Source organism: Paenibacillus periandrae (assembly GCF_022458865.1).
GTDB classification, from domain to species: domain Bacteria; phylum Bacillota; class Bacilli; order Paenibacillales; family NBRC-103111; genus Paenibacillus_S; species Paenibacillus_S periandrae.
The window spans coordinates 1-606 of the sequence record NZ_JAJNMU010000113.1; the positions used below are offsets into that span (position 1 = coordinate 1).

Genomic DNA, 606 nt, shown 5'->3' on the forward strand with positions numbered 1-606 from the left:
CTCGGATAGTGGGAATACCTAACGGCCTTAACTTTCCGTTTTCCTTCTCGATGAAATGTCGTCGCACAGGATCGGGTTTGTATCGTCCCTGTTGCAGTAACCTTTGGAGTTCTCTTAGATTCATGCTCACGTTATTCTCAAACATGGCCATGCTTACGCCATCGATTCCGCCGCTTCCTTGGTTCTTCTTCACAGATAGCCATGCTTCGCACAAGTTATTTCATTTGGTACACTTTATCGATCAGGGAGTAGTATCGTCGTTTCGGTTTCATTGGTGTTTCACCACCTTTACCGCTACTCACCAAGCTGGTCTTGTTTCTGCTACAGAAATCGATTCCTTGCTTGTTCCACGGTCGGGCAAATGCGTCTTAGACTCATTGCCAATCGCTCCTATTTGTCCGTCGTGTACTCAGGTCGCCAGTAGTCCTTTATCCGTTGGCGCTCTTTCGCCATTGGCGGGACGCACCCTCTTGGAACCACCCTCGTTGGTTTAAGGCGCTTACGATCTCCACTCACGTAAACTCACAGACTTTGACGAAGCACGTCCCCTTTGCCTCTGTCTTCCCTCTTTTGAAGTGGAAGCAGGTTATGCGACTGAGTTTTTTT

The 606-nt window shown here is 48.3% G+C and carries 1 pseudogene; it reads right to left on the reverse strand.

What is annotated here, in order from left to right:
* Nucleotides 1-193, reverse strand: a pseudogene (locus LRL21_RS44790) (group II intron reverse transcriptase/maturase); the annotation flags it as partial.
* Nucleotides 194-606 lie beyond the last annotated feature (413 nt).